Annotated in this window: 28 protein-coding genes; 8 read left to right on the top strand and 20 right to left on the bottom strand. The window is 66.1% G+C overall.

Going from position 1 to position 24085, the window contains the following annotated elements:
* Window positions 1-57: 57 nt before the first annotated feature.
* The gene (locus E7T10_RS03755) at window positions 58-276 is read left to right on the top strand and encodes a hypothetical protein (RefSeq protein ID WP_137720788.1); all 219 of its coding nucleotides are present in this window, start codon (window positions 58-60) and stop codon (window positions 274-276) included.
* 61 nt (window positions 277-337) lie between these two features.
* On the top strand, window positions 338-835 hold the full coding sequence (locus E7T10_RS03750) for a pyridoxamine 5'-phosphate oxidase family protein (RefSeq protein ID WP_055807696.1): 498 nt from the start codon (window positions 338-340) through the stop codon (window positions 833-835).
* A gap of 59 nt (window positions 836-894) precedes the next feature.
* On the opposite strand, the gene argF is transcribed toward E7T10_RS03750, so the two are convergent.
* From argF to E7T10_RS03725, 5 genes are all read right to left on the bottom strand, one after another.
* The gene (argF, locus tag E7T10_RS03745; protein ID WP_045810647.1) at window positions 895-1809 is read right to left on the bottom strand and encodes an ornithine carbamoyltransferase; all 915 of its coding nucleotides are present in this window, start codon (window positions 1807-1809) and stop codon (window positions 895-897) included.
* Between the two features lie 140 nt (window positions 1810-1949).
* Window positions 1950-3125: an aspartate aminotransferase family protein gene (locus E7T10_RS03740; RefSeq protein WP_137720787.1), complete on the bottom strand. Its 1176-nt coding sequence runs from the start codon at window positions 3123-3125 to the stop codon at window positions 1950-1952.
* 109 nt (window positions 3126-3234) lie between these two features.
* On the bottom strand, window positions 3235-3759 hold the full coding sequence (locus E7T10_RS03735; protein ID WP_137720786.1) for a YcxB family protein: 525 nt from the start codon (window positions 3757-3759) through the stop codon (window positions 3235-3237).
* Window positions 3756-4781 carry a M28 family metallopeptidase gene (locus E7T10_RS03730; RefSeq protein WP_137720785.1) on the bottom strand — a complete coding sequence of 342 codons (1026 nt, stop codon included), beginning with the start codon at window positions 4779-4781 and terminating at the stop codon, window positions 3756-3758. The genes E7T10_RS03735 and E7T10_RS03730 overlap by 4 nt, the downstream gene beginning before the upstream one ends.
* A gap of 42 nt (window positions 4782-4823) precedes the next feature.
* Complete coding sequence (locus E7T10_RS03725; protein WP_137720784.1) at window positions 4824-5654, bottom strand: ABC transporter permease; 831 nt, start codon at window positions 5652-5654, stop codon at window positions 4824-4826.
* 288 nt (window positions 5655-5942) lie between these two features.
* Here E7T10_RS03725 and E7T10_RS03720 point away from each other — a divergent pair, with 288 nt between their 5' ends.
* Window positions 5943-6479 carry a GcrA family cell cycle regulator gene (locus tag E7T10_RS03720; RefSeq protein WP_017506617.1) on the top strand — a complete coding sequence of 179 codons (537 nt, stop codon included), beginning with the start codon at window positions 5943-5945 and terminating at the stop codon, window positions 6477-6479.
* A 211-nt stretch (window positions 6480-6690) separates the two neighbouring features.
* Here the strand turns inward: E7T10_RS03720 and apaG are convergent, their stop codons facing one another.
* Entirely contained in the window at window positions 6691-7098 is a 408-nt protein-coding gene (gene apaG, locus E7T10_RS03715) for a Co2+/Mg2+ efflux protein ApaG (RefSeq protein ID WP_137720783.1), read from the bottom strand.
* An 81-nt stretch (window positions 7099-7179) separates the two neighbouring features.
* Between apaG and E7T10_RS03710 the strand changes: the two genes are divergently transcribed.
* Window positions 7180-8205: a 2'-deoxycytidine 5'-triphosphate deaminase gene (locus E7T10_RS03710; protein ID WP_091750682.1), complete on the top strand. Its 1026-nt coding sequence runs from the start codon at window positions 7180-7182 to the stop codon at window positions 8203-8205.
* 58 nt (window positions 8206-8263) lie between these two features.
* Here E7T10_RS03710 and E7T10_RS03705 read toward each other — a convergent pair whose 3' ends face one another.
* Entirely contained in the window at window positions 8264-9439 is a 1176-nt protein-coding gene (locus E7T10_RS03705; protein WP_371276282.1) for an MFS transporter, read from the bottom strand.
* A 195-nt stretch (window positions 9440-9634) separates the two neighbouring features.
* Here E7T10_RS03705 and dapE point away from each other — a divergent pair, with 195 nt between their 5' ends.
* On the top strand, window positions 9635-10822 hold the full coding sequence (gene dapE / locus E7T10_RS03700) for a succinyl-diaminopimelate desuccinylase (protein ID WP_137720782.1): 1188 nt from the start codon (window positions 9635-9637) through the stop codon (window positions 10820-10822).
* Window positions 10823-10923: 101 nt separating this feature from the next.
* On the opposite strand, the gene E7T10_RS03695 is transcribed toward dapE, so the two are convergent.
* The 4 genes from E7T10_RS03695 to E7T10_RS16095 form a co-directional block, all read right to left on the bottom strand.
* Window positions 10924-11652 (bottom strand): hypothetical protein, encoded by a 729-nt coding sequence (locus tag E7T10_RS03695; protein ID WP_137720781.1) that lies wholly within the window; start codon window positions 11650-11652, stop codon window positions 10924-10926.
* Between the two features lie 147 nt (window positions 11653-11799).
* Entirely contained in the window at window positions 11800-12369 is a 570-nt protein-coding gene (locus tag E7T10_RS16105; protein ID WP_371276025.1) for a M20/M25/M40 family metallo-hydrolase, read from the bottom strand.
* A 12-nt stretch (window positions 12370-12381) separates the two neighbouring features.
* On the bottom strand, window positions 12382-12918 hold the full coding sequence (locus E7T10_RS16100; RefSeq protein WP_371276023.1) for an amidohydrolase: 537 nt from the start codon (window positions 12916-12918) through the stop codon (window positions 12382-12384).
* Complete coding sequence (locus E7T10_RS16095) at window positions 12915-13100, bottom strand: hypothetical protein (RefSeq protein WP_371276021.1); 186 nt, start codon at window positions 13098-13100, stop codon at window positions 12915-12917. Before E7T10_RS16095 ends, E7T10_RS16100 begins: the two co-directional genes overlap by 4 nt.
* Before the next feature lie 89 nt (window positions 13101-13189).
* Here E7T10_RS16095 and E7T10_RS03685 point away from each other — a divergent pair, with 89 nt between their 5' ends.
* Both E7T10_RS03685 and E7T10_RS03680 read left to right on the top strand, forming a co-directional pair.
* Window positions 13190-13546: a hypothetical protein gene (locus E7T10_RS03685; RefSeq protein ID WP_137720780.1), complete on the top strand. Its 357-nt coding sequence runs from the start codon at window positions 13190-13192 to the stop codon at window positions 13544-13546.
* A 46-nt stretch (window positions 13547-13592) separates the two neighbouring features.
* Window positions 13593-14027 carry an SRPBCC domain-containing protein gene (locus E7T10_RS03680; RefSeq protein ID WP_045810657.1) on the top strand — a complete coding sequence of 145 codons (435 nt, stop codon included), beginning with the start codon at window positions 13593-13595 and terminating at the stop codon, window positions 14025-14027.
* On the opposite strand, the gene E7T10_RS03675 is transcribed toward E7T10_RS03680, so the two are convergent.
* From E7T10_RS03675 to E7T10_RS03635, 9 genes are all read right to left on the bottom strand, one after another.
* Window positions 14024-15004 carry a type II secretion system F family protein gene (locus tag E7T10_RS03675; protein WP_055807653.1) on the bottom strand — a complete coding sequence of 327 codons (981 nt, stop codon included), beginning with the start codon at window positions 15002-15004 and terminating at the stop codon, window positions 14024-14026. The genes E7T10_RS03680 and E7T10_RS03675 overlap by 4 nt on opposite strands.
* A gap of 10 nt (window positions 15005-15014) precedes the next feature.
* Window positions 15015-15992, bottom strand: a complete 978-nt coding sequence (locus E7T10_RS03670) for a type II secretion system F family protein (protein ID WP_137720779.1) — start codon at window positions 15990-15992, stop codon at window positions 15015-15017.
* Between the two features lie 4 nt (window positions 15993-15996).
* Entirely contained in the window at window positions 15997-17664 is a 1668-nt protein-coding gene (locus tag E7T10_RS03665) for a CpaF family protein (protein WP_246846089.1), read from the bottom strand.
* A gap of 3 nt (window positions 17665-17667) precedes the next feature.
* Window positions 17668-19254 (bottom strand): cellulose synthase operon protein YhjQ/BcsQ, encoded by a 1587-nt coding sequence (locus E7T10_RS03660; protein WP_137720778.1) that lies wholly within the window; start codon window positions 19252-19254, stop codon window positions 17668-17670.
* A 2-nt stretch (window positions 19255-19256) separates the two neighbouring features.
* Window positions 19257-19934 carry a CpaD family pilus assembly protein gene (locus E7T10_RS03655; RefSeq protein WP_137720777.1) on the bottom strand — a complete coding sequence of 226 codons (678 nt, stop codon included), beginning with the start codon at window positions 19932-19934 and terminating at the stop codon, window positions 19257-19259.
* Window positions 19935-19942: 8 nt separating this feature from the next.
* Window positions 19943-21529 (bottom strand): type II and III secretion system protein family protein, encoded by a 1587-nt coding sequence (locus E7T10_RS03650; RefSeq protein WP_137720776.1) that lies wholly within the window; start codon window positions 21527-21529, stop codon window positions 19943-19945.
* Window positions 21530-21540: 11 nt separating this feature from the next.
* A complete protein-coding gene (gene cpaB / locus E7T10_RS03645) occupies window positions 21541-22458 on the bottom strand; it encodes a Flp pilus assembly protein CpaB (RefSeq protein WP_137720775.1) in 918 nt (305 codons plus the stop codon).
* 118 nt (window positions 22459-22576) lie between these two features.
* A complete protein-coding gene (locus E7T10_RS03640; RefSeq protein ID WP_168189881.1) occupies window positions 22577-23095 on the bottom strand; it encodes a prepilin peptidase in 519 nt (172 codons plus the stop codon).
* Window positions 23096-23202: 107 nt separating this feature from the next.
* The gene (locus E7T10_RS03635; RefSeq protein WP_137720773.1) at window positions 23203-23382 is read right to left on the bottom strand and encodes a Flp family type IVb pilin; all 180 of its coding nucleotides are present in this window, start codon (window positions 23380-23382) and stop codon (window positions 23203-23205) included.
* Between the two features lie 237 nt (window positions 23383-23619).
* Here E7T10_RS03635 and E7T10_RS03630 point away from each other — a divergent pair, with 237 nt between their 5' ends.
* Complete coding sequence (locus tag E7T10_RS03630) at window positions 23620-24024, top strand: pilus assembly protein N-terminal domain-containing protein (RefSeq protein ID WP_137720772.1); 405 nt, start codon at window positions 23620-23622, stop codon at window positions 24022-24024.
* Window positions 24025-24085 lie beyond the last annotated feature (61 nt).

The following is a 24085-nucleotide window of genomic DNA, read 5'->3' as shown; positions in this document are numbered from 1 at the left end:
TAACCTCCCGGCAAGGGTTCGCTTGCCAAGCGGCGCGGCTTTCGCCACCTGCGGCGCATGAACCTGACCACCACCCTCATCCTGCTGGGCGTCGCCCTGGCCGTCATGGTCTTTTGCGGATGGCGCGGCGCCCGGCCGCCGGATCCGTTCAAGGGACCGCGTCTGATGCCATGGCGGTTCCTGATGGTGGGCGCGGCGGCGATCGCCATGCTGCTGCTGATCCACCTGGCGACGCTGTTCGGCGCCGAGCGTGCGCCCTGGATACCCGGCGCCTAGAGACGGGAACCCGATTACGGCCGGTCGGTTGAACCTTGCGAACCACTCAAGGAGAGACCGCGTGTCCGACAAACTGACCCCCGCCGAGGCCGAGAAGGAATTCTGGAAAAGCCTGAAGGAGTCCAACACCGGCATGCTGGGCATCGATCGCCCCGGCTATCACCACCAGCCCATGACCGGTTTCGGCGAGGACGAGACGGGGACCATCTGGTTCTTCACCCGCGACGACACCGACTTCGCCCGTGACGTCGCCGGCGGCGGCCAGAACGGCATGTTCTGCTACCAGGCCAAGGACGGCAAGGTTCAGGCCTGCATCCACGGCCGACTGGCGATCGATCAGGACCGCAGCCGCATCGAGAAATACTGGAACCCCGTCGTCGCCGCCTGGTACCCGGACGGCAAGGACGATCCCCACCTGACCCTGATCCGCTTCGACGCCGACGACGGTCGCGTCTGGGTCTCCGACAAGGGCGCGTTGGGCTTCGGCTACGAAGTCCTCAAGGCCAATTTGACCAAGAGCGTCCCGGATGTCGGCGGCGTGTCGGACGTGAAGTTGTAGGCTTCGACGCTTCAGAAACCAGAAAGGGCGGACCCGACCGGGTCCGCCCTTTTTTTCGTTCATCCCCCGAAGCACCAGGCCAGAACGGCCTTCTGGGCGTGGATGCGGTTTTCGGCCTCGTCCCAGACCAGAGAGCGCGGCCCGTCGATGACGGCGTCGGTGACTTCCTCGCCACGGTGGGCGGGAAGGCAATGCAGGAAGACCGCTTCGGGATCGGCGAGATTCATAAGGGCTTCGTCGACGCCGTAGTGTTCGAACGCCGCCAGCCGCGCCTCATAGTCCTGATCCCCCATGGAGACCCAGGTGTCGGTGACGACGACGTCGGCGCCCTTGACCGCCTCGCGCGGATCGCTGGTCAGGGTGACGGCGTCGCCGCCCTTGGCCAGGTCGCGCAGGTCCGGGTGATATTCCGCCGGGCAGGCGACGTTCAGATGGAAGCCGAACTTTGGCGCCGCGTGCATGAAGCTGTGGCAGACGTTGTTGCCGTCGCCGATCCAGGCGATCGTCTTGCCGGCGATCGGCCCGCGATGCTCCTCGATCGTCTGCAGATCGGCCAGGATCTGGCACGGGTGCGACCGGTCGGTCAGGCCGTTGACCACCGGCACGGTCGAGACGCGGGCGAAGCGCTCGACATCCTCGTGATCGTTGGCGCGGATCATCACCGCATCGACCATGCGCGACAGAACCCGGGCGGTGTCCTCCACCGGCTCGCCGCGCCCCAGCTGCATGTCCGAGGCCGTGGCGATGATGGACGAGCCGCCCAACTGGCGGATCGCCGCGTCGAAGCTGAACCGCGTGCGGGTCGAGTTCTTCTCGAAGATCATCGCCAGAACGCGGTCCTTGCCCGGCGCATCGGCGTCGGCGCGCCCCTGGGGCCAGCCCTTGCGGGCGGCCTTGCGGGCATGGGCGTCGTCCAGGATGGCGCGCAGATCCGCCGCGTCCAGCCGGTGGATGTCGAGGAAGTGCCGGACCATATGTCTAGCTCCGCTCATCCCCGCGAAGGCGGGGACCTAGTGCTGTGGGCGACAGCCGCCCGTCGGGTGTTTCATCCGTCGATCCCGCGTTCTCGAAAGAACTGGGTCCCCGCTTTCGCGGGGATGAGCGGATGTCGGGCTCAGGCCGCCAGCTTTTCGCGGGCGACCTCGCAGGCCGCTTCGAAACGGGCCACGGCTTCGCGGGCCTCGTCCAGCGTCAGGTTCAACGGCGGCAGCAGGCGCACGCAGTTGTCGCCGCCGCCCGCGATCAGCAACTTCTGCGTGTCGCGCGCCAGGGCCATGAACTCGCGATTGTTCGGCACCATCTTGATGCCGATCAGAAGGCCCTTGCCGCGCACGTCGGCGATCACATCGGGGAAGCGTTCCTGAAGGCCGGCGAACTGCTGCTTCAGATAGCCGGCGACCTCGTTGACGTTGTTCAGCGTCTCGGGCGTGTCGATCAGGCTCAGCGCCTTCTGGCCCACGGCCATGGCCAGGGGGTTGCCGCCGAAGGTCGAGCCGTGAACGCCGACCGTCATGCCCTTGGCCGCCTTGGCCGAGGCCAGGCAGGCGCCGATGGGGAAGCCGCCGCCCAGGGCCTTGGCCACCGCCATGATGTCCGGCGCCATGCCCGCCCATTCATGGGCCCACAGCTTGCCGGTCCGGCCCATGCCGCACTGGACCTCGTCGAAGATGATCAGGACGCCGTGTTCGTCGCACAGTTCGCGCAGACCCCGCAGGCACTGTTCGGGCATGGCGCGGCAGCCGCCCTCGCCCTGCACGGGCTCGACGATGATGGCGGCGGTCGTGGGGTTGGCGATGGCGGCCTTGATCGCCTCATGGTCGCCCCACTTCAGCTGATGGAAGCCCTGCATCGGCGGGCCGAAGCCCTCGGTATAGCTGGGGTTGGCGGCGGCGTTGATCGCGCCATAGGTCCGACCGTGGAACGAGCCGTCGAAGCCGTAGATGTCGATCCGCTCAGGCGCGCCATTGGCCGAGTGGAATTTGCGCGCCGTCTTCAGCGCGCATTCGACGGCTTCGGTGCCCGAGTTGGTGAAAAACACCACGTCGGCGAAGCTGGATTCGCACAGGGCGTCAGCCAGCGCTTCCTGACCCGGAATGCGGAAGATGTTGGAGACGTGCCACAGCTTCTCGGCCTGATCCTTGACCGCCTGGACCAGTTCGGGGTGGGCGTGGCCCAAGCCGTTGGTCGAGATGCCGGCGACGCAGTCCAGATATTCGGTCCCGTCGGTCGCCCACAGACGCGCGCCTCGGCCGCGTTCCACTTCCAGCGGCGCGCGATTGTAGACACCCATCAAATGCTCAGTGGACACGGGACCAAGACCTCCAAAAGCGAGACGGCCCCGGCGCGAGCGCGACGGAGCCGGATCAATACGGTCAGGCGTTGTCGGACGCGCGCGGGTCTTAGTCAACACCGGCGCCGAGGACGCCTCGCGCTCGCACATCGGCGATCAAGACGCGCAGCGCCTGCCGTTGATCCGTCTCCAGCACGCGCAGGGGCAAGATGAAGTTGGTGTTGGGCGAGGCCGCGAAGATCAGGCGATCCTTGTCCTCCACCACCGCGACCAGATTGCGCCAGCCGATGCGGGTTTCGAAATCCACACCCGACAGCGCCAGACCCCTGTCATCAATGCGCCAGTCGGTTGGCCTCTGCGCGATCGGCGACCGGCGCGCCGCCGCCATGACGCTGGAATGCGCCAGGATCGACAGCCCGATAAAGCCATACAGCCCGACCAACTGCAGGCCGACGATCCAGCCGGTCCACTCCAGGGGCAGGCCGAGGCAGACGGCGATAGTCGCCAACATGGCGCCGCCGAGGAACAAGACGGGCAGGTTCGCCCAGCGCCGAACGACGGGCCACGCCTTGATGGCCGCCCGACCTTCCTTCGGCGTCGGCTGGACGCCGCGAACCTCGATGACCGTCGTCACTCGCCGCCGGGCGTCGTCGCCGGGGACGCCGGCGTTGTTTCGGTCGGGGCAGTTTCGGCGGCGACTGCTGCGTTCTTGGCCTGGATTTCGACCAGCTTCTTGTCCAAGGCCAGGCCGAGATCGGCAATGAAAAGGCCGAAACGGGCGACATCGACGCCCTTCAGATATGACAGCTTGTCCTCGGTCGAATGGATGCGCTGGAAGACGGGCGGGACGAAGCCTTCCTTCAGGCCGTTGTCCTTGCCGCCGTTGAACGCCAGCCACATCTGGTGGGCGCCGACCGCATCCTGGGTGCCCATCGACACCACCGGCACGCCGGCGGCCGAGAAGGCGCGGTCGTCGCTGGGCGGATAGGTCGGATAGGGCATGCAGTCGAAGCCGCGTTCGGCGCACAGGCCGCGCAGCGTCTCCAGCACGAAGGCCGATTGCGGCCCATTGTTCTCGCCATACATGACCGTCTGGCCATAGGCGGCGACATCGGCGTTGATGACGGCGGCGATCCGGTCCTTGCCGTGTTTCTCAAGGAAGGCCTTGGCGCCCAGAAGGCCCAGCTCTTCCTGGTCGGTGAAGACAAAGACGAAGCGGTGGGCGACCGGCTGGCCTTCCAGCGCCATATCCAGCGTCTTGGCCGCCTCCATCATCGCCATGACTGAGCCGACGTTGTCGACGATGCCCTGCGACAGCGTCCCGTCGCGCAGCTTCACCGCGTCATAGTGGGCGGTCAGGACGATATCCTTGTCGCCCTCGCCCACCGTGACGACGACATTGGCGCCTTCCATCGGGCCGGTGGCCTGGTTGCCGCCTTCGAAGGTCTGGATTTCGGGCGTGAAGCCCAGCGTCGTCAGGAAACCGACCAGAACCTGGGTCCGCTCGGCGTTGGTGGGCTTGATGAACTGGGCGGCGCCGGCGGCGATGTCGGGGCGGTCGCCGGCCTGGGGCGTCGCTTCCTGAGCGAAGGCAGGCTCAAAAGCGGATGTGGCGGCGAACAGGGCCGTGGCGGCGACGAGCGAACGAAACAGCATGAAGCGGACCTCTCGGGGGAGCGATCCGCAACAGGTAGCGATCTAGCTCTTAAGACGCCAGCCCGAGCGGAACACCAGCCAGCAGACCACGCCCATGACGGCCATCAGCACGGCCGACCCTATGACGCCGACCGTCAGATGGCTCTCGGCATGGCCGATGAAGCCGTAGCGGAAGCCGTCGATCAGATAGAAGAAAGGATTGTAGCGGCTCAGCGCCCGGAACGGCTCGGGCAGGTTCTCGACCAGATAGAAGGTGCCCGACAGGAAGGTCATCGGCATGACGATGAAGTTCTGGACCGCCGACAGGTGGTCGAACTTCTCGCTCCACAGCCCCGCCAGCACGCCGGTCATGCCCATGATGAAACAGGCGGCCAGGGCGAACCAGATGATGGCGAAGATGTTGGCTATGCCCAAAGGCGCGAACGGCAGCACGCAGATCGCCGTCACCAGACCGACCGCCAGGCCGCGCGTCGCGGCGCCCAGCGTAAAGCCCAGCGTCAGCTCCAGCGGGCTGAGCGGCGGGGTCAGGAAGTCGGTCGCGGTACCCATGATCTTGGCCTGGATCAGGCTGGACGAGGCGTTGGCGAAGGCGTTGTTCAACATGGCCATCATGATCAGGCCGGGCGCGACGAACAGGGCGAACGGCGTGCCGTGCAGCGGCGGCCGCGCGTTCTGAAGCGCCACCACGAACACCAGCATATAGAGCAGCGTCGTGACGACCGGCGCCGCGACCGTCTGGGCGCCCACCTTCCAGAAGCGCCGCACCTCGCGCAGATACAGGGTCTGCACCCCGACCCAGTTGATCCCCGGATAGCGACGCGGCTGCGGCAGGCCGGCAGGCCGGGTGGAGATCAGATCGTGCGTATCGGTCATGGCCCGCCAGATGCGCTTTGAAGCCTTGCTACGCAAGGTGTGGCGAGTGGTTAGTGGCGAGTGACGAGAAGGAACCCATTAGGCCGCCGCGTCAGGCGTCGCCACTCGCCACTCGCCACTCGCCACTCTCGCGCTAACCTTAACGATGATTCAATATCTGGTTTCTGTGGACAGGATGATTCGCACATCTTGCGTCTCTTAACGGCTGGTTTACGATTAGTTGTAGGTCAAGACCCCGGAGGGGGAGCCTGGACCTAGATATTGAATCCAAACTCGCTGGAGGGTGGCATGACCGCAGGCTGGACCGACGACCGCGTAGGCGCGCTAAAGAAGCTCTGGCTTGAGGGCCAGTCCGCGAGCCAGATCGCCAAACAACTGGGCGGCGGGGTCACCCGCAACGCCGTGATCGGCAAGGTGCACCGTCTGGGCCTGTCGGGCCGGGCCGCCCCGTCGCAACCGGCGCGCACCGTCGCCGCGACCTTCCGCACCGCGCGTCCGCGCCCGGCGCCGGCCGCTCCGGCGCAGCAACCCTCGGCCCCGCGCCGTCTGGAAGCCGTCCAGCCCAAGCCGGTCGAACCCGCAGCCCCCGTCCCCGCCCCGATCCCGGACCTGCCGGGCACGGCGACCGTGATGACCCTGGGCGCCCACATGTGCAAATGGCCGATCGGAGACCCGTCGTCGCGCGAGTTCAGCTTCTGCGGCCGCCGCTCGTCGGAAGGCGTCTATTGCGTCGAACACGCCCGCGTCGCCTACCAGCCGCAAGTCCGTCGCGGCTCCAAGGAAAGCGGTTCCGACCTGGCCCGCAGCCTGCGGCGTTACATCTAAAGAGCGCTAACGCGCTTCGCGCGACTTGAGCGCGGCGCTTCGCGCAGGACGCACGACTGCGCTCAAGTCGCGAGCGACCGCGTCGCGAACGTAGCGCCAAAAAGATGCTCCTCATCGAGCCGACTTCCCCCTCGCCGGTTCGCGCAAGCGGCCGGCGAGATTTCAGGGGCGGGGCTGCGGTTCATCCGGGTTGACGCAGCCCCATCCGCCCTCAGTTTAGCACCCGCCGCGCATCCGGCGTATCCAGCGAGAACGCCGGAATCTGCGCCTCGAAACTGCGCCCATCCGCATCCGTCATATAATAGGCGCCCACCATCGAGCCGCTGTCGGTGCCGAGCGGACAGCCCGACGCATAGGCGTAGCTGCCGCCCGGTTCGATCACCGGCTGTTCGCCGACGACACCGGGGCCGCGCACCTCTTCGACATGGCCGTGGCCGTCGGTGATGGTCCATCGACGCGCCATCAGCTGCACCGTCGATCCCGTCAGGTTCACGATCTCGATCTGGTAGGCCCAGACCCAGCGGCCTTCGTCGGGATCGGACTGGCCCGCCAGATAGCTGGGCCGGACCCGGATCAGGATGCCGTTCGTCTCGGCGGTATAGGCAGGACCCTCGTGCATGGGCTATATGCTCGCCCCGCCGCGCGCGGGCTGCAAGCGCGACTTGGAGACAAGTCGTGAAAACCGTGTGAGACAGACGCCATGAGTTCCTTCCAAGCGCCCCGTCCCGGCATCCTGCCCGCCCAGTCCATCGAGACATTGATCGCCACAGGCGCCGTCACGTCCGACACGCCCTTCGACCACGACCAGGTCCAGCCGGCCAGTCTGGACCTGCGGCTGTCGGATCAGGCCTGGCGCGTCCGCGCCTCCTTCCTGCCCGGCCGGCGCAAGGTCGAGGACCGCATCGCCGACGTGGCGATGCACGCCATCGAGATCACCGAGGCGGGCGTCGTGCTGGAAAAGGGCTGCGTCTATATCGTGCGCCTCCAGGAGCGGCTGAAACTGCCCCAAGGCCTGATCGCCCGCGCCAATCCGAAAAGCTCCACCGGACGCGTCGATGTCTTCGTGCGTCTGCTGACGGATCAGGGCGCCAGCTTCGATGATGTGGCCGAGGGTTATGACGGCCCGCTCTATATGGAGGTCGCGCCCCAGACCTTCTCCATCCTGGTCCGTCCCGGCACGCGCCTGAACCAGTTGCGCCTCAAGGCCGGCGATCCGCCCAAGCTGGAAACCCGCTCGGTCGGCGTCGATCTGCAGGGCGGCGACATCGTCGGCTTCCGCGGGCGTCGCCATGCGGGCGTGGTCGATCTGGACCACATCGACGGCCACGACCCGCGCGACTTCTGGGAGCCGCTGAGCCTGCGCCGTGGCGAACTGCTGCTGGATCCGGGCGAGTTCTACATCCTGGCCTCGTCCGACGACGTCGAAATCCCGGTCGATCAGGCCGCCGAAATGACGCCCATCGATCCGTCGGTCGGCGAGTTCCGCGTCCACTACGCCGGCTTCTTCGACCCCGGCTTCGGCACCGACGAGGCGCACGGCGCGGGCTCGAAAGGCGTGCTGGAGGTCCGCACCCACGACACGCCGTTCCTGCTGGAACATGGCCAGATCGTCGCCCGCCTGGTGTACGAGCCCCTGACCGAACGGCCCAGCCGTCTGTATGGCGAAAGCGGCAGCCACTACCAGAACCAGGGCCTGAAGCTGTCGAAGCATTTCAAGGCGTGGTGAAGCGTGATTGGTGAATCGTGATTGGTGCGTTCGCTAGTCACGATTCACCGCTCACGACTCACGTCAACCGATCCGCCTTCCTCAGCCCCGGGAACATCGTCGCCCAGGCCCCGGTCGCGGCCAGGGCGCCGAACCCGCCGAACACCGCCGCGCCGACCGCGCCCAGCAGCCGGACCATGACGCCGGAATAGGCCTCGCCCAGTTCGTTCGAGGCGCCGATGAACAGCATGGACACCGACGACACCCGGCCGCGCATGTGATCGGGTGTGGCCAGCTGGATCAGGGTCTGGCGCACATTGACGCTGATCATGTCCGCCGCCCCGCCGATGAACAGGGCCAGGCCCGACAGCCAAACGATGCGCGACAGGCCGAAGGTGATGGTGCACAGGCCGAACACCGCCACCGCCGCGAACATCCAGCGCCCGCCGTTCTGGCGGATCGGATAGCGGCTCAGATAGATGGCCATGACCATGGCCCCCACGCCGAAGGACGCCCGCAACAGGCCGAACCCCTGCGGCCCGACATGCAGGATGTCGCGCGCGAAGATCGGCGTCAGCAGCGCCACGCCCGCCAGCAGCACCACCACCAGATCCAGCGAAATGGCGCCCAGCACGATCTTGGTCTTCCACACATAGGCCAGCCCCTCTTTCACCGAGTCGACCGGCGACAGCGGATTGGCTTGGGGGGCGGGCTTGCCGCTGGTGCGGATCAGAATGAAGGCCGCGACGGCCAGCAGGAACATGCCCAGCGACACCGCATAGGCCAGGGGCACGTTGACCCCCACGATCACCCCGCCCAGGGCCGGGCCGGCGATGGCCCCGGTCTGAAACGCGATGGACTGGGCCGCAATGGCCGGCGGCAGGGCCTTGCGTCCCACCACCATCGGCAGGAAGGCTTGGCTGGCCGGCGCCAGAAACGCCCGCGCCGCGCCGAACAGGGCCGCAACCGCCAGCAGACCCCACAGCGGCGGGTTGCCATGCAGGGCCATGGCCAGGAACGACCCCGCGCAGGCCGCCTCGACCAGAATAGAGATCCACACCGTGCGCTTTCTATCGCGCCGATCCGCCATCGCCCCGGCCGGCAGGGTGAAGGCCAGAAGCGGCAAGAACTGACACAGCCCCACCAGCCCCAGATACAGGCTGGCCTCCTCGATCGGATGATCCCGCCGGGCGATCTCATAGACCTGCCACAACAGGGCCGAGGACTGGATCTGGATCGCCAGCACCGCCACCACACGGCCGAACCACAGGAGGCGGAAATCGCGAATGCCCCACGGGCTGGACGGGCCTTCTGGCCCTCCAGATGATGGAGACGGCGGAACGGGCGGGGCGGCGGGGCCGGTTTCGAGGAATTCTGTGGTCAAGGTCTCGGCTTCAGCAGGGGCGCACCGTCTTCTCGCAGACGCGGATTATCCCTAAAGCATAGCCGCATGAGCCGCGCATCAACTCCCGTTATCGATCCTGTCGAACTGACCCGCGACCTGATCCGCATTCCCTCCGTCACGCCCGCCGACGAAGGGGCGATGGATGTGCTGGAACGGCATCTGACGGCGCTGGGCTTCACCTGCCGCCGCCTGGCTTTCGAGGGACCGGGGGGCGAAGGCGTTCATGCGCGGATCGAGAACCTGTACGCCCGGCGCGGGACCGCCTCGCCCAACCTCTGTTTCGCCGGCCATACGGATGTGGTTCCGACTGGCCCGTCGGACCAGTGGTCGTCGCAACCCTTCAACGCCGAGGTCCGAGACGGCGTCCTGTACGGTCGCGGCGCGGTGGACATGAAGGGCGGGATCGCCGCCTGGGTCGCCGCCGTGTCCCAGGTCATCGCGGACCGCGAACCCGCCGGCTCCCTCTCCTTCCTGATCACCGGCGACGAGGAAGGCCCGGCGCTGCATGGCACCAAGCGCGTGGTCGAGGCCCTGGCCGCCGAGGGCGAGCTCATCGACGCCTGCGTCGTTGGCGAACCCTCGTCGTCGCAGCAGCTGGGCGACATGATCAAGGTCGGGCGGCGCGGCTCGCTGAACACCTGGATCACCGTGCATGGCAAACAGGGCCACGTCGCCTATCCGGAACGGGCCGCCAACCCGGCCCCGGTGATCGCAAAACTGATGGCCCGCCTGAACGACCACGTTCTGGATGAAGGTTACGAGAATTTCCCTCCGTCGAACCTTGAAATCACCACCATCGACATCGGCAATCCGGCCACCAATATCATCCCGGCCCAGGCGACGGCGCGGCTGAACATCCGCTTCAACCCCAGCCACACCGGCGACGCCCTGATCGACTGGCTGAACCGCGAGGCCGGGGCCATGCAGGCCGAGACCGGGCTTCAGATCACCCTGGAGCACCTGTGCTCGGGCGAGGCCTTTCTGACCGAGCCGGGCGCCTTCGTGGAGGCGGTTCAGGACGCGGTCGAGGCCGTGGCGGGCCGCCGCCCCGAAGCCTCCACCACCGGCGGCACCTCCGACGCCCGCTTCATCCGCGCCCTGTGCCCGGTCCTGGAACTGGGCCTGATCGGCCAGACCATGCACCAGATCGACGAACGCGTGCCGACGGCGGAGCTGGAGACGCTGACGGCCGTCTATCGTCGGGTGATCGAGACGGTGTTTGAGCGGTTGTAGGTGCGGCCGTCGATATCAAATCTAGCCCATTTGGCTCACCTCAAACCGGACCCGCCGATAATTCTGACAAGGATGGTTAACGGGCATCACCTTTCGGTCGCTTAGTCGCAGGCCGACTTGGGGGCGTTACCGGGAGCGGTCCCGCAGATGTATCCCGCTAATCTGGATGGGTCGATTTCATAGCCGTGGTCGCTCCGGCGCAAATCCTTCTTGTGCGGGAGGGACCCTGTCTGGGCGACCGGCACGCTCAGGGTACCGGGCCAGCGCTCAACGATCCGTGACATTAGCCGCTCACGGAAGCGCCGAGCCAGTGATGGGTCTTCACCTCGTTCGAACGATATCCAAGCATGGCCGAGGTGATGCTGGTCCGAGGCGCGAGCTTCGCTTTGGCGAATGTCACCACTGCGATAAACTGTTGCTTCGATCGACTTGCTAAGCTCAAGCCCCATCTCGTTCCAACGGTCCATCTCCTCTGCCGTCTCGATATTGACGTCTAGCCCCCCAATGGCCGCCTCAGCTTTGAGGATGGTCAGGAAGTTGGCCCGTTCCACCGCCGTGGTCAGCGGCACCTCGAAAGCCGCCACGATCTTAGCGCTTTCGGGTTGCGGAACAGGCGGGCAAGCCCGGACGCAACCGACTGGCAAGGATATGGCGAGCAGCACCGCAGTTGTCCCGCCGACCGGGAAGCGTGGAGGCGCCGCTCGCGATGAGGGAGGACCCCATCGGCGAGCTGCGATCCACACAAGCCAGAGCAAGAGAGTGCCGCCGATCGTCGCCATAGCGGCGAAGCCGATCACGGCTGGAACCATGAAGATGATCTCACCGCCCATTCGGGACGTAACCTCGTCAAGCGCTCGAGCTAGTCCTGCTGGCTAGGTCATGTCAGCTACATAGCATCGTTATCAGCGTCGCCAGTAGAATCGCTTAATGACCGTTAGGCGTGGGCTTGCGACATTGCCTCACGCACTCTTCCCATCCTAACTCCGCTCCAGGAACCGCAGCGCCGTCAGCACTTGCGTCTTCACCCCCAGCGGCAGGACCTTCTCGTTGGGTGAGAACTCCGGCGAGTGGTTGGGCGCGGAGGTCGCGGGATCGACGCCGTCGGGACTGGCGCCGAGATGGTAGAAGACGCCGGGGATGACCTGCTGAAAATAGCTGAAGTCCTCGGCCACCGTGGTCGGAGGCGTGGCGGGGTTGACGTTCCCCGCGCCCGCCGCCTCGGTCAAAACCGGGGCCAGCCAGGCGGACAGGCCGGGGTCGTTGAACACCAGGGCGGCGTTCTGTCTGACGCCGAACTCGGCGGTGGCGCCGTAGGCCTCGGCGACATGGTCGATGGCGGTTTCGGCGCGGGCGACCAGGGCGTCGCGCTGGTCCGTATCGAAGGTGCGCAGGGTGCCCGACAGCGTCGCGCTGTCGGGGATGATGTTGTAGCGGACACCGGCGTTGATCGTGGCGATGGTGAAGACGGTCGGGGTCGTGGTCGGATCGACCGTGCGGGCGGTCAGGGTGTTGACCGTCTCGACCACCTGGCCAGCCACAGCGATCACATCGACCCCGCGCTAGGGCCAGGCGCCGTGCGTCTGCTTGCCCTTCAGCCGGATGTCCACGCGGTCGGAGGCGGCCATAAAACCTTCCGGCCGATAGAAGACGCTGCCCGGACGGCCCGGCACGACGTGCAGGCCGAAGATGGCCTCAGGTTTGGGATCGTCCAGCGCCCCTTCGGCGATCATCAGGGCCGCGCCGCCCTTGGGCTCTCCCGGAGGCGCGCCCTCCTCGGCCGGCTGGAAGACGAAGACCACCGTGCCGGCGATCCGGTCCTTCACACCGGCCAGCACCTCGGCCGCGCCCATCAGCATGGCCATATGCATGTCGTGGCCGCAGGCGTGGGCCACCGGCACCGTATTGCCCATATAGGTCCCGGTCGTGCTCGAGGCGAAGTCGAGGCCCGTCGCCTCCTGAACCGGCAGGGCGTCCATATCGGCGCGCAGGGCCACCGTCCGGCCCGGCCGTGCGCCGCGCAACACGCCGATCACGCCCGTCTTGCCGACCCCGGTGCGCACTTCCAGCCCCAGCGATCGCAGATGGTCGGCGATCACCCGGCCGAGCGGGTCTCGGCGAAGCCCAGTTCGGGATGCTGGTGGAAATCGCGCCGCCAGGCGACGACCTCGGGCAGGACGCGCTGGACGGCGGCGTCCACGCCGGCCGTATCGACCTGAGCCTGAGCGGCGCCGGCGGCGAGCGAAAGCGCCAGTGTGGACGCGGCGAACAGTCGGCGCATGTGAAGGTCCCTTGAAATTTCAGCCCGACGACAGGTGACGGCGCTGCACCCGCTTGTGCAAGCCGTCGCGAACGCCGATTTCTGTCCGCATGGGTGAGAAGGGCTTCAAGAGCGCAAAGACGGAATGGCGCGACGTCGTTCTGGTATGTCGCAAATGTTCGAAAAAGCTGGACGGCGGCTTCGGCCCCGGCGGCGACCTGACGCTGAAGAAGGCGTTGCGCAAATATCTGCACCTCAAGAAGGGCAAACAGGGTCGCAAAGGCGAGCTGATGGTCGTCGGCGCCGACTGTTTCGACATCTGCCCCAAGGGCGCCGTCGTCGCCGTCAACACGGCCCAGCCCAAGAAGCTGCTGATCATTCCGGCCGGCGCCGACCTGTTCGAGGTCAAGACGCGGCTGGGGCTGGACGACGGACGGCGGTTGAAGCGCATCGACGGGGCCGACTGAGGCTCGGCGCCTTTCTTCCGTCGGCCAGCCGTGTCACAGCGAAATCATGGATGACACTCGCATCGAAAAACGCGTCGGCGTTCAGGCGACCTCGGACCGCATCTGGGATCTGGTCGCGGACCTGTCCGGCTGGGGCGCCTGGAACCCGATCGACAGGGACGTCTCGGGCGCCATCGCCTATGGCGGCCGCCTGAGCATGACCGAGGCGTGGCCGGACATGGCCGAACGCCAGTCGGCGGCCCAGGTGGTGGAATGGCAGCCGCGCGCACGGCTGGTCTGGGCCGAACGGCGCGGCTTCCTGTTCCAGAGCCTGCGTTACATCCAGATCGAGGAGTTGGCGCCCGGCAACTGCATCGTCGCCATCGGCATCCGCTTCTCGGGCATTCGCGGCGAGCTGTTCCATGACAAGCATCGCCCGGCGATCAAGGCGGCGTTCGAAAGCGCCGCCCATGGGTTGAAGGCGGCGGCGGAGCGCGCTTAACGCCCGTCCTTCATCATGTCGATGACGTTCAGGATCGCCGGACCCAGGATGACGATGAACAGGACCGGCAGGAAGAACAGGATCATCGGCACGGTCAGTTTGGCCGGCAGCGCCGAGGCCTTTTTCTCTGCGGCGGACATCCGCAAATCGCGATTTTCCTTCGCCATGACGCGCAGAGCGGTGGCCAGCGGCGTGCCATAGGTCTCGGCCTGCGTCATTGCGGTCGCGACCGACTTGACGCCGGGGTGGTTGGTCCGCTTGCCCAGGTTTTCATAGGCCATGCGACGGTCGGGCAGATAGCTCAACTCCGCCGACAGCAGCGACAGTTCCTCGGCCAGATCGATCGAAGACGGCCCCATTTCCTGGCTGACCTTGGCGATCGCCGCCTCGATCGACATGCCCGCCTCGACACAGATCAGCAGAAGGTCCAGCGCGTCAGGGAACGCCTGCATGATCGAGGCGCGGCGCTTGTCGATCCGATTTTTTAAATAAATGTTCGGCGCATAGAAGCCCGCGACCGCCGCCGCCATGGTCGCGGTCACCTTGTTCATCGTGGGCCAGTCCACGACCTTGATCACGAACAGATAAAACGCCGCCACGATCATGAAGATGAAGGGCGAGGTAAAGCGGAAGAAGTAGAAGGTCGTCAGCGGACGCGGCCCGCGATAACCGGCCTGCACCATCTGACCAGCGACTTTGGGATCTTCCAGAAGCTTGGACAGATTCAGCCGATCCACAATCCGCTTCTTGAACCCGTCGTCGGTGTGACGCAGCGCCCCCTGACCGCCGGCCATGTTCGCGCGTGACCGGCGCTTCAGGTCGTCGCGGCGTTCCGCAACCGCCTTCATTCGCTTGTCCAGCGCAACCCCACCCGTCATCGACGACAACAGGGTGACGACCGTGGCGAAGACCAGCACACCCACGCCGATGCTGAGCAGGTTCTGCGGGTCGGTGATGAAACGGATGAAGCTTTCCATGATCCGGGCTTCAGAACTTGAACGAGATCATGCGTTTCATCACGAAGATGCCGGTCGCCATCAGCAGCGCCGCCATCAGCAGCATGAAGTTGCCCCGGAAATCGGTGAACAGCGGCATCATGTAAGAGGGGGTAGTGAACATGACCATTGTCATGACCGCAGGCGGCAAAGAGGCGATGATGCCGGCTGAAGCCAGAGCTTCGGACGACAACGCCTTGATCTTCTCGCCCATCATCCGACGGGCGCGCAGCACGGCCGAAAGATTGCCCAGCGCCTCGGCCAGGTTGCCGCCGGTCTTCTGCTGGATGGCGATGACGATGGTGAAAAAGCGCAGCTCGGACGTCGGCATCCGGCCGTACATCTTTTCCAGCGCCTGCTCCAGGGTCAAGCCGACGCCCAGGCCCTCGACCAGCGTCTGAAACTCAGGCCCCAGCGGCGCCGGGCTCTCCCGGGCGATGATCTTGAAACATTCGTGGACCGGCAGGCCCGACTTGATGCCGCGCACGATCACGTCGACGGCGTTGGGGAACTCCAACGAGAACTTCTTCATCCGCGACTTGCCGAGGAAACCCACGATCCAGCGCGGCACTCCCAGACCGAAGATCAGGGCGATACCGATGACCACCAGGATCGGCAATCCGAAGATCAGCGCGCCCAGGCCGGTCACCAGCCCGACCACAGCCGAGATGATGTAGAAGGTCGTCACGCTCAGGCTCAGGCCTGCCTGTTTCAGGCGCGACGCCAGGGTCGTGCGCGCCTTGCGCTCTCGCCGGTCGGCATCCTGAAGCTGAAGCAGGATCTGCTTGCGACGCGCCTCGGGCGTATTGGCGGCGGCGGCCTTACGGGCGATCGCGGCGCTCTTCTTGGGTTCGCCCAAGCTTTGCGCGCGCTTGACGGCCTGGGCCGACGAATCGTCTCCACCGACGAAGACCCAGCCCAGTCCGCCGATGGTGATGAAGGCCAGAACGGCGGCGAGAATCGGAAGCATCGTCCTACTCCGCCGCATCCAGGGCGTCGGCCAGCTCGCGTTCCAGCCCGTAGTATCGGGCGCGGTCCCAGAAGCGGGGACGGGCGATGCCGGTCGAGCGGTGACGGCCGATGATCTTGCCGTTCTCGTCCTCGCCAGTGATGTCGTAGACAAACAGGTCCTGGGTCACGATCACATCGCCTTCCAGGCCCACGACCTCGGTGATGTGGGTGATGCGGCGCGACCCGTCGCGCAGGCGGGCGGCCTGGATGATCACATCGACCGAGCCGACGATCATCTCGCGGATCGTCTTAGACGGCAGGCCGTAGCCGCCCATGGTGATCATGGACTCCATCCGGCTGATGGCTTCGCGCGGGCTGTTGGCGTGCAGCGTGCCCATCGAGCCGTCGTGGCCCGTGTTCATGGCCTGCAACAGGTCGAACGCCTCGGGTCCGCGCACCTCGCCGACGATGATCCGCTCGGGACGCATCCGCAGACAGTTCTTGACCAGATCCCGCATCGTGATCGTGCCCTGGCCTTCCAGGTTCGGCGGGCGGGTTTCCAGACGCACGACGTGCGGCTGCTGCAGTTGCAGTTCGGCGGCGTCCTCGCAGGTGATGACGCGCTCGGTCGGGTCGATGAAGGCCGTCAGGGTGTTCAGCAGGGTCGTCTTGCCCGAGCCGGTGCCGCCCGAGATGACCAGATTGCATCGCGACGCGCCGATGACGCCCAGCACGCGCGCGCCCTCGGGACTGATGGAGGCGTACTCCACCAGGTTCTTCATCGTCAGCTTGTCTTTCTTGAACTTCCGGATCGTCAGCGTCGGGCCGTCGATGGCCAGCGGCGGAGCGATGACGTTGACGCGCGAACCATCGGGCAGACGAGCGTCGCAGATGGGGCTGCTTTCGTCCACGCGGCGGCCGACCTGGCTCACGATCCGCTGGCAGATGTTCATCAGCTGGGTGTTGTCGCGGAAACGGACATTGGTCAGTTGGACCTTGCCCGCGACCTCGATGAAGACGCGGCCCGCGCCATTGACCATGATATCGGCGATGTCGTCGCGGCTCAGCAGCGGCTCCAGCGGACCATAGCCCAGGACGTCGTTGACGATGTCCTGAACCAGATGCTCCTGCTCGGCGACCGACATGGAGACGTTCTTGATCGCCACCAGTTCGGCGACGATGTCTCGGATTTCTTCCGACGCCGCCTTCTGGTCCAGATGCGCCAGCTGGGCCAGATCGATGGTGTTCATCAGCGCGTTGAAGATGGTCGTCTTCGTGGCGTGATAGTAGTCGCTCTGTTCGCGGACGATCTCGGCGACCGCCTGGGCCTTTTTCAGCTGCTCGAGACCCGCCGTGGCCTTCGGGCCCGTGCCGGCGACGTTGCCGGTGGGACGCGGAGCCTCAGGGGCCGGCTTAGGCTTGGGACGCGACGCCAGGGCGTCCAGACGATCGGCCGGCGCCGGCTGGGTCGGGGCAGACGCGCGGTCGAAGGCGTCGGCCGCCGGTTCCAAATCCTCGTCGGCATAGGCAAAGGCCGATGCGTTGGTCGTCGCCGCCATCGGCGCGGCGGCCGCCTGCATGCTGAACACGGACACAGGTTCGCCGCCGTGCGCGGATGCCGGCGCGGGGGCCGGGGCCGGCCGTAGGGGCGCAGGGGCGGCGCCGGGCTGACCTGTGCGTTTGCCGAACATGCGTCAGCGCTTCTTGAACATATTGGCGAAGAGAGATTTGGACGCTCCGCCCGCCGGCTTGGCCTTCTCCGCCCTGCCAGCCTTCGCCGGCTTGGCCTTGGGTCCCGCCACCATCGGCAGTTCGCGGCGCGACACGATCTGGGCCAGGGTCTGGAAGGCTTCGGCCGACTTGGTCTTGGCGCCGGCGTCCAGGATCATCTGGCCGTTGTTGGCGGCGGCGCCAAAGGTCTTGGCGTCGAACGGAATGATCAGGCTGGGATGAACGCCCAGCGCCGCGCCGAAGTCTTTCGCCGGAATTTCCGGGCGACCCGGCACGCCGACCTGGTTCAGCACCAGGCGCGGCGGCGCGTCATTGGGGCGGCCCTGACGGACCAGGTCGATCATGTTCTTGGCGTTGCGCAGGGACGCCAGGTCCGGCGTGGCTACGACCACCACCTCGTCGGCGCTGATCAGGGTGCGACGCATCCACGGCGACCATAGATGCGGAAGGTCCAGCACGACGAAGGGGGCCGTGGCGCGGATCTGGTTGGTGACCTCCTCGAACGCCTCGGTCGAGATGTCCCAGTCCGTGTCCAGACTGGCGGGCGCCGCAAACAGGCTCAGCTTGTCAGTGCAGCGAACCATCATCCGGTCCAGCAGCGTCGAATCCAGCCGGTCGGGCTGGCCCAGGGCGTCGGCGACGCCATTCAGCGGATCCTGGTTGAAATCCAGGCCGGCGGTGCCGAACGGCAGGTCGTAGTCGACGATGACCGTATTGGCGCCGATCCGCTCGGAAATCGCATAGGCCGTGTTGTGCGCCACGGCCGAGGCCCCCGCCCCGCCCCGCGCGCCGACGAAGGCGATGGTGCGCCCAACGAAAGGCTGGGCCGGATCGTTGAACAGGCCGCCGATGGCTGCGATCAGCTGCAGCGGCTGTACCGGCGCGACCAGATATTCACTGACCCCGCGCCGCATCAGTTCGCGGAACAGGATGATGTCGTTCGTCGCGCCGATCACCACGACCTTGGTGCCGGCGTCGCACACCTCGGCCAACTGATCGACTTCCCACAGCAGGGTCTGGGGGTCTTTCAGGCACTCGACGATGATCAGCGGGGGCGTGGGCTCGTGCTGATAGGTTTCGACGGCTGCAGCGACGCCGCCGACGCGGATCTGGGTCGTGGCGCGCGACAGGCGACGGTCCTGGGCCGCACGCTCGGCCGAGGCCAGGGTGTCCTGACGTTCGGCGAAGACATGGATGGCGATGCGCGGCACCGAGACTTCGCCGATGTTGCTGGCGGGGGCCAGACCGGTGAAGGCCAGACCCGTGTCCATCAGACTGGCCTGCGCCTGGGCGACCACGTCACCGACCGGATTGAAGCCGGCGGCGTCGGGCGCATAGGCCGGGGCGGCCGGGACCGGCGCCAAGGGCGCAGCATGAAGCGGCGGTTGGGGCTGAGGCGCCGCCCCGGCCGGTTGCGCCGAAGCCGCAGGCGTGAATTGAAGCGGGCTGCGCGGCGCGGCGATGTCGTCAACAGAAGGCGCGAACTCCATGTCGACGTCGAACGCGTCGTCGAAGGTGTCGAACTCGCGGGGGGCGGGGGCTGTGCTCATGATCAGTTCACCGCACGGGACACGGCGGTATCCCGGATCAGGTCTTCACGATCCGCCGACGTTGGCTTGCCGCCGCGATAGGCATCGAACACTACGGTTCGCCGCCCGGCGTCCGCTGGCGTCATGGCGCGTGGCCGCTGGATGTCGCGTGGATCCTCAATCTGGGCCGCCAGATTGGCCGTCACGGCGCATCCGAAGTTGGATGACGACCGATTGTCGCCGGTCCGGCTCAGATTGCCCCAGGCGGTTCCGCACTGCGGCACGGCGGCGCGGATCGTCTGATAGCCGACGACCACGGGCGCACGCGGATCCGGCGCGGCGTAGCTGACCAAGGTGATGCGCTCCGGCGCGACGCCATAGGCCGCCAAGGCCGATTGAATCTCATAGGCGGTCTTCAGCGCCACCGGATCGTTTCCGGCCGGGGCTTCGATCACCATCGGCACGGCATCGACGTAGCGATAACGCCTGACCAACTCTTGCAGCGCGCCGTTCTGCGTTGGTGACAGACCGGTTTCGTGAACCGCGAGCGCGATCCGGTCCAGATCAGGCTCGACCTGGAGCTGATAGCGCGAGGTCGGCGTCAGCGGCGGCTCTCCGCCCAAGCTGGCGGGGCCGCCGACGCAGGCGCCGAGCGCCAGGGCCGTGGTCGTCAGAAGTGTGGCAATCAGGGTGCGAGTCATGGATGTGCTCACTCGATCACATAGCCGACCGAACCGGCCGGGGGCGCATTCGGCAGCCCATAGACCTGGTTCAACTGGCCAAAGAGGATGGTCTGGCTGTCCTCGGCGATCCGCAGGCCATCGGCCGGCGTTTGCATCCGATCGGGCGACGTCGGGCTGACGATATAGGGTTCGACGATGACGACCAGTTCGGTCTCGCCCATCAGATAGTCGCGTGAACGGAACAGCGATCCCAGCACCGGTAGATTGGTCACCCCCGGCAGAGAGTCCACCGTCTGGCGCGTGGTTTCCTGAAGCAGGCCCGCGATCATCATCGAGCCGCCCGATGGCAGTTCCACGGTGTTTTCGCTGCGCCGGACCGTCAGACCCGGCAGAGTAATGGACGAGGGCGTGCCGGCTCCGATTGTGAAACCACCCTGCGCCGTCAGTTCTGAAACCTCGACCTTCACCTGCAAGGAGATGCGACCGCCGGACATCACCACCGGGCGGAAGGCCAGACCCACGCCATAGGGCTTGTAGGTCACGGTGATGTTGCCCTCCCGGTCACGTCCCGTCGGAAGCGGAAACTCGCCGCCGGCTAGGAAGTTCGCCGCCTCGCCATTCACGGACGTCAGGTTCGGTTCGGCCAGCGTCCGAGCCAGTCCCACGCGTTCGAAGGCCTCCAGGCATCCGCTCGCATTCGTGCCGGTCATCGTTTGGAAGGCGGTCGATACGATACCCGAGATCGTATTGCTCAACGCGCTGCCAGATGTTCTCGTCGTTGTGGTCCGGTCGAAGTTGAAATCATCGCCGTTATAAGTTTGCGACGTATCGACGACGCTGTTTCCGCTATTGATCGTCTGGCTTGTTGAATTGGAGTTGGAGGTGTTGGTCGTTCGCCCACCCGTCTGACCGTAACACAGACCCGTTCCGCCTGCCGCCGATCCGTTGACCCCATAGGTGTTGGGTCGGCTGAAGCCATACGAATGGATGCCCGCGCCCTTCAAAATGTCAGAGCTGAAGCCAAGCTGTTTTAGCGCGGTGCGCTGCACCTCGACCACGCGCACGCGCAGCGTCACTTGGTCGGAACCGGCGACGCTGATCATGTTGATCACCTTCTCCGGCGCAGACACGAAGGCGGCGGCGACGCGCGCGGCCTGGGCCGCCTGAGCGGGACTATCCGCGACGCCCGTCAGGATGACGCTGTCGTTGACGGCTTCCGCGTGGATTTGCCCTCCCGGAGCGATGCGGCTTAGCGTGTCCTGAAGCGCGCTGGTGCCGGCGTCCACCCGAACTCGCAGGCTCAGAATGGTGCGGCCTGCCGCGTCCAGGAAGACGGCGTCGGTCTCACCCGGCGCGATGCCGATGACGGTGATGCGGCGCGGCGAATGCAGCATGGCCTCGGCCACCTGCGGATTGGAAACGATCACGTCGCGGGCGTCGGCCGGCAGATCCACCGCGAACGAGGTGCCGCGCGGCAGGTTGATCAGACGCTGCGCCGCACCCGTCGATACGGCGGCGCGGGTCTGGGCGACGCCGGCAGGCGCGGCGGCCAGTGTGGCGAGCAGGGCGCAGGCTGCGGCGGCGGCGGCCTTGCGCATCGTGGGTCGGCGCATCGGTTGAGTTCTCATGGCACGGCCACCACTTCGGGCGCGCCGCCGCGATAGATGCGCACGGCCTGGGGTTGGGAAACGGCCGCGACAGGGCGGCGTGTGGCGCCGGATGGTCCGGCGGTGTCGGCATAGGATCGCAGCGAGAGCGACAGTTCGCCCTCGGACTTGGCCTGGGCCAGCAGAACCGAGTCTTGCGGTCGGACTTCCAGGGTCGCGGTGGCGCCCACGACGGCCTGGGCGTCGTCGCCGACGCGGGTCGCCTGGTCGATGGCCAGGACCTTGATGTTCTGCAGCACGACGCCAGAGGCGAACTTGGACTTGGTCGCGCCCTCGACGGCGCCGTCGCGATTGGTTTCGGCGGTCAGCACCACATCGACCCGGTCGCCCGGCAGGATGAAGCCGCCGGCGGCGGATTCGACCGTCACAGCGATGGCCATGGCCCGCATGCCGGGCTCAAGATAGGCGGCCAGATAACCGCTGTCTCCCGCGCGCACGATCTTGCGCGACACGATCGGCTCTCCGGCCAGAATGGGTTCGCGGACCACCGAGCCGATATAGTCGGACTTGGCGCCGGTCGTGGCCAGTTCCGTCGCCGCCTTGGCGACGCGGTTCACGGCGTCCGTCGCCTTCTCTGCCGCGCTTTCCGCAGCGGGTTTGGCGGGCACCGGCGTGGAGCCATCGGTGATGAAGACGGGATTGACCTCATCGACGGGCCAATCTTTCCATTCGAGGTCGGCCTCCACCAGACGCTTGCCGGGTTCCAGGTCCTTGGCGGCGACCAGAACCTTGGCCATCGGGCGGACTTCGACGGGCGCGGCGGCGGCGGGTGCAGCGGGTTCGTTCGACGACGACCCCATGGCCCGGACCACCAGGGCCAGTCCAATGGCCGAGACGGCGGCGATGCAGATGACGACGATGCGGGCGGGCTTCATCCAGGATGTCTCCAGCAGGCGCTGTGTTTCGGATTCATCCCCCGACGCCTACCGTTAACGATCATGGGCCTTGCGGGTTAACGCTTCCTAAGCGCCGCGAACGCCGGTCAACGGGGTGTCAGCGACCGGAGGCGAAGGTCAGCAGCAGGCCGCTTTCAGGCAGGGCCAGCAGGGCGCCGATGGCGATGGCGACGCCGTAAGGAATGTCGCCCTTGGGCTGCATCAGATTGATGACCCAGCCTTGCAACACCGACGGGGCGACCATCGGAAAATACTGACGCGCGGTCATCAGCACCAGGCAGAATGCGCCGCCCGCGATGCCGGTGTAGATCAAGAAGGGCGCCGCGCCGCTCATCCCCATCCACAGACAGCAGGCGGCCAGCAGCTTGGCGTCGCCCCCGCCGACCCAGCCAGCGGCGAACATGCCCATGCCAACCAGCAAGGCCGCGAACCCGATGCCGACATGAATGGCGACATCCATCGGCACGGCGCCGACCAGAAAGGCAATGGGAAAGAAGGCTCCGACCAGGGCCAGCGAGATCCAGTTCGGGATCTTCATGGTGATCAGGTCGTGCAGACCACCGACGATCACGAGGGCCGGAAAGACGCCAAGCAGGGTGAGCAGCAGAATATCCATGACCGGCATCTTGTTCGACAGGACTTAAGGTTGGGTTGCCGCCATGCGAAAAGGGCCGGAGCTTTTCAGCTCCGACCCCCATCCTAAGAGCTTTGAACGTCTGGCGATTAGCCGGCGTTCGCCGTATCAAGCTCGGTCTTAACCTTCGTGAAGGTGGCCTTCAGGCTGGTGCTCATGGGGCCAAGCACGGTAATCAGAGCAACGGCGACCAGGGCGGCGATCAGGCCGTATTCGATGGCGGTGGCGCCCGATTCGTCTTTGGCGAAGCGCGAGATGAACTTGGTCATGGGTAGTTCCTTTTTCAAATGGTCTAGCGAGCAACTTGGCGGGGGGAGCCGGTAGCCCGCTTGACCCCCAAACGCAGGATCAAAATGCCAGACCCCCGTTAAATCAGAGCTACGAGGTTTGGTTACGCGCGGATTTACCAAAGAAAATTCTCATATCGGCGCTTCAGCCTTTGTTGAGGATCACGGCTGCATCATGCGCGCGTCCGCGTTTGCACGCGCCACTATCAAGAGTCGCCGATGTCTCGCATCCCGTCCTTCCTGATCGCCGCCGCCCTCATCGTCGCCCCCGTCGTCGCCAGCGCCCAGGACGGCGCGCTGAATGTTGAGATCGATCGCTCGGCGCGCGTTCAGCTTCGCGGCGCCGCCGCGTCCATCATCGTCGGCAACCCCCAGATCGCAGATGTCTCGCTGGTCGACGCCAACACCATGTTTATTGTCGGCAAGGGCTATGGCGTCACTGAAGTCGTTGCCGTCGACGGTGTAGGCCGCACCCTTTTCAAGCGTGAGATCGTCGTGACAGGCGGCTCTACCGGTTCGGTTCGGGTCTGGCGCGGCGCACAGGCGACGGAGATGGCCTGCGGCGCCTCGTGCACGCCCAGCGTCCGGTCCCCCTCGGCATCTGCTGCGCCCACAGCCCCCTGACTTCAACCATGCGCGCTCGGAGATCATTGAAGCCGCGTTTCAGCCCCTTCAGGCGGAAGCG

Origin of the sequence: Brevundimonas sp. SGAir0440 (assembly GCF_005484585.1) — a bacterium.
In the GTDB taxonomy this organism is placed as follows: Bacteria; Pseudomonadota; Alphaproteobacteria; order Caulobacterales; family Caulobacteraceae; genus Brevundimonas.
The sequence above is the reverse complement of the archived record's forward strand: the minus strand, read 5'-3'. Positions and strand labels throughout refer to the sequence as shown.